General features: G+C 67.6%; 4 protein-coding genes and 1 pseudogene. 4 read left to right on the top strand and 1 reads right to left on the bottom strand.

Features of this window, described 5'->3' with window-relative positions:
* Positions 1-263 (bottom strand): annotated as a pseudogene (locus ACWDA7_RS50960) (oxidoreductase); the annotation flags it as partial.
* Between the two features lie 127 nt (positions 264-390).
* Between ACWDA7_RS50960 and ACWDA7_RS50965 the strand changes: the two are divergent.
* From ACWDA7_RS50965 to ACWDA7_RS50980, 4 genes are all read left to right on the top strand, one after another.
* Positions 391-1,794 carry an ABC transporter substrate-binding protein gene (locus tag ACWDA7_RS50965; RefSeq protein ID WP_450614798.1) on the top strand — a complete coding sequence of 468 codons (1,404 nt, stop codon included), beginning with the start codon at positions 391-393 and terminating at the stop codon, positions 1,792-1,794.
* Positions 1,795-1,825: 31 nt separating this feature from the next.
* Positions 1,826-2,845: a carbohydrate ABC transporter permease gene (locus ACWDA7_RS50970; RefSeq protein WP_450614800.1), complete on the top strand. Its 1,020-nt coding sequence runs from the start codon at positions 1,826-1,828 to the stop codon at positions 2,843-2,845.
* Between the two features lie 14 nt (positions 2,846-2,859).
* Entirely contained in the window at positions 2,860-3,726 is an 867-nt protein-coding gene (locus ACWDA7_RS50975) for a carbohydrate ABC transporter permease (RefSeq protein WP_450614804.1), read from the top strand.
* Positions 3,727-3,744: 18 nt separating this feature from the next.
* Positions 3,745-4,292, top strand: a 548-nt coding sequence (locus ACWDA7_RS50980; protein WP_450614802.1) for an ROK family protein, incomplete at its 3' end; no start/stop codon positions are given.

The following is a 4,292-nucleotide window of genomic DNA, read 5'->3' on the forward strand; positions in this document are numbered from 1 at the left end:
TCGACGACCTCGCCGACCTCGGAGTAGCCCCATCCGGCCACCGGGTACTCGATGCCGGCCGCGCCCTCCCTAAAGAGCCGGGCCTCGGGGTCCCAGGTGCGCGTCAGGTAGGGGTTGGTGCCCCGGTAGGCGGTGAGCTCGGTGCCCGCCGAGATGCCTGAGTAGCGGGTGCGGACTCTCAGGTGGCCCGGGGGAAGTTCGGCTCTGACGTGCTCGGCGACCTCCACCTGGCGAGGGCCGGTGAATTGAACGACGCGTTCCACGGATGGCTCCGGAAGTGGTGCGGGTGGTGAGTTGCGTCGACAATAACCCCAACTTATGTCTTGTCAATACGCAAAACTGATGCTGAGATGCGTGTCCAGTAGTCGTAAGCCGGAACAAGGACACGCAATGCGCATCATGACCCTGCGGTCGAGGATGACCGCGGTCGGCGTCACAGCAGCCCTGGGAGTCGGGCTGCTCACGGGCTGTTCGAGCAGCGCCGGACCCGGCAAACCGGACCGTGAGATAACGGTCTGGTCACAGGAGAACCTCCCGGACCGCATCGCCACGACGCAGAAGGCGATCGACGGGTTCGAGAAGAAGACCGGGATCAAGGTCCATCTCGTCGGCGTCGACGAGGGGCAGATGCCCCAGCTGATCATGTCGGCCGCGGCCGCCGGCAAGCTCCCCGACGTCATCGGCGCGGCCCCCATGGGCCAGGTCTGGCAGATGTACACCAACGGCCTGCTCAACACGGACATCCCGAAGCAGATCATCGGCGAGCTGGGGCGCGGCACCTTCAACGCCAACGCGCTCGATCTCACCTCCGACCAGGGCACCAGCCTCGGCGTGCCCTCCGACGCCTGGCTGCAGCTGCTGGTCTACCGCAAGGACCAGTTCGACCAGAAGCAGCTGGCGGCCCCCGACACCTACGAGCGCGCCCTGACCGCCGCCAAGGCACTCACCGCCCATGGCAACGAAGGCATCTCCGCGGCCACCGACCCCGGCGACGCGTTCACCTCGCAGAGCTTCGAGAGCGTCGCCCTGGCCAACGACTGCCAGCTCGTCGACGACCACCACGACGTCGCCCTGCAATCCCCGCAGTGCCAGACCGCCTTCCACACCTACGACCAGCTCGCCCGCACCTACGGCGCCCCGGGCACCCAGACCGTGGACACCACCCGCGCGACCTACTTCGCCGGCCAGTCCTCCATGATCATCTGGTCGTCGTTCCTCCTGGACGAGCTCGCGGGCCTGCGCAAGGACGCCCTGCCCAGCTGCCCCCAGTGCAAGAAGGACCCCCGGTACCTGTCCGACAACAGCGGCATCGTCACCGCGCTGAAGGGCCCCGACGCCGCCGAGGCGGCCCAGTTCGGCGAGATCACCTCATGGGTGACCACCAAGACGGCCGAGACGACCGCCTCCCGCCAGTTCATCAAGTACATGATGGGCCCCGGCTACCAGACCTGGATCGGCATGGCGCCCGAAGGCAAGATCCCCGTCCGCCACGGCACGGCCGCCCAGCCCGACCTCTACCTCGACGCCTGGCGCCACAGCGACATCGGCGTCGACACCCGCAAGCCCTTCGACCAGGTCTACCCCGAAAGCCTGCTCAACCAACTCGCCGACGGCGTCACCAACATGCGGCGCTGGGGCATCACCCAGGGCGAAGGAGCACTCGTCGGCGCCACCAACGGCGAACTCCCCGTGCCCAAGGCCATCGGCGCCATGACCAGCGGACAGATCTCCCCCTCCGAGGCCGCGCACGAAGCCGACGACGACGTCGCCGCCCTCAAGAAGTCCCTGCAGTAGCCGCCCGCAGCACGCCCGCAAAGGTCCTTCCATGACAACAGCCCCCGTCGGCGCACCGCAGCGCCGGCACGAAAGCCCCCGGCCGGCACACCGGCCCGCCGACCGCCGGCGGCACCCGATGACCGCCAGCCGACGCGCCAACCGCGCAGGCCTCGCCTTCGTCTCCCCCACCTTCATCGTGGTCCTCGTGGTGGTCATCCTGCCCATCCTGTGGACCGTGCTCCTGGCCTTCCAGCACGCCAAACTGGTCGACATCCAGGGCATGGGCATCGTCGGCCACTGGTCCCTGGACAACTTCACCCAGGTCTTCGACTCCGCCGGATTCTGGTCCAGCCTGGGCACCACCCTGCTGTACACCGCGGGCGCCACCCTGGGCTCCGTCGTCCTCGGACTCATCGCCGCCCTCGCCCTGCGCAAGCCCTTCCGCGGACGCGGACTGCTGCGCGCGGCGATGCTGCTGCCCTACGTCGCCCCCGTCGTCGCCGTGGCCTTCGTCTGGGAAGTCGCCCTGAGCCCGCAATACGGCGTGGTCAACAACTGGGGCCACCGCCTGTTCGGCTGGGACGACCCCATCGCCTTCCTCTCCACCCGCGACTACCAAGTCGACCTGCTCGGCGCGCACTTCCACATACCGCTGGCCCTGCTGACCGTCATCGCCTTCGAGTGCTGGCGCTACTTCCCCTTCGCGTTTCTGTTCATCCTCGCCCGGCTGCAAGCGGTCCCCGCAGGCCTGGAAGAGGCCGCCATGGTGGACGGCGCCACCCTCACCCAACGCTTCCGCCACATCCTGCTGCCCCAACTGATGCCCGTCATCGCCCTGCTGTGCGTCCTGCGGTTCATCATGACCTTCAACAAGTTCGACGACGTCTACCTCCTGACCGGAGGCGGAGCGGGCACCAACGTCGCCGCCGTCCGGGTCTACGACTTCCTCACCGCCCGCTACGACGTGGGAGCCGCAGCCGCCCAGGCCCTCGTCCTGGCCGCCTCCCTGATGATCCTGCTCGGCTTCTACTTCAAGTTCTTCGGCAACAAGGTCCAGGAGGAATCGTGACCAGCAAGGCCACTTTGACCAGGGCCCAGTTCGAGGACAGACTCTTCGGCGTCCTGCGCTGGGTCGTCATCGCGTTCCTCACAGTGATCACCCTGGCGCCCTTCTACTACATGCTGCTGCTGTCGGTGAAACCCATCGACGCGCTCCTGCTCGACCCGGGATCACTGTGGGTCTCGGCCAAGGACTTCACCCTGTCCACCTACCGCGACGTCCTGAAGTCCACCGACGACGGCGGCCAGGGCTTTGTGAAGTTCCTGCTCAACTCCGCACTGGTCTCCCTCGGCACAGTGATCCTCACCCTGCTCGCCGCCGTACCCGGCGCCTACGCCGTCAGCCGCCTGAAGTTCTTCGGCCACCGCCAGGTCAGCGCACTCTTCCTGGCCGTCTACCTGTTCCCGGCAACCCTGCTGGCCGTTCCGCTATTCGTCATCTTCGCCAAGCTGGGACTGTCCTCCAGCCTGGTCGGCCTCGCCATCGTCTACGTCGCCCAGACCGTACCCGTGGCGATCTACATGCTGAAGAACTACCTCGTCACCATCCCCCCATCCATCGAGGAGGCAGCAGCCATCGACGGAGCCAGCCGGCTGCAAACCGTCCGCAAGGTGATCCTGCCCCTCGCCCTGCCCTCCCTCATGGCGACCGGCCTGTACGTCTTCATGATCGCCTGGAACGAGTTCCTCTTCGCCTTGCTCTTCCTGGCCGCCGACCCCGACAAATGGACCGTCTCTCTCGGCCTGGCACAGTTGTCCAACGGCGTCGAAGTACCCAAGACCATCCTCATGGCCGGCTCGGTGGTCCTCACGATCCCCGTGGTACTTCTGTTCTTCGCCGCCGAACGCATGCTCACCGAGGGCCTGACCAGCGGCGCCGACAAGAGCTAAGCCATGGGGGACGCTTTGATGACGCCGAGCCAGGTCAGCGCGGGAGGACTGCTGCAGCTGATCCGCACCGGCCGCGCCAACACCCGCGCCGACCTGCAACGCGCCACCGGTCTGTCCCGCTCCACCATCGGAGCACGACTGGACCTCCTCAACCGCGCCGGCTGGCTCCGGCACACCACCGGCACCTCCACCGGCGGCCGCCCCTCCGACCAGATCGTCTTCGACCCCACCCACGCCTCGGTGATCGCCGTCGATCTCGAGACCCGGCACGCCCGCGCCGCCGTGCTGGACCTGGCAGGCACCATCCTCGCCGAACACACCGGCCCCCTGCACATCACCGACGGCCCGGACACCGTGCTCGACCAACTCGCCACCTGGTTCCCGGACCTGATCGGCGCCGCCGGTGTGGACGCCACCCACATCTGCGGCATCGGACTGTCGGTGCCCGGCCCCGTCGACTGGGAAAGGGGACAGGTCATCGAGCCGCCCATCATGCCCGGCTGGGACCGCTACCCCATCCGCGAACGCCTGCAGAAGGCCTACGCCGACCACGTGGGCCCCAGCAG

Source organism: Streptomyces sp. NPDC001156, assembly GCF_053598275.1.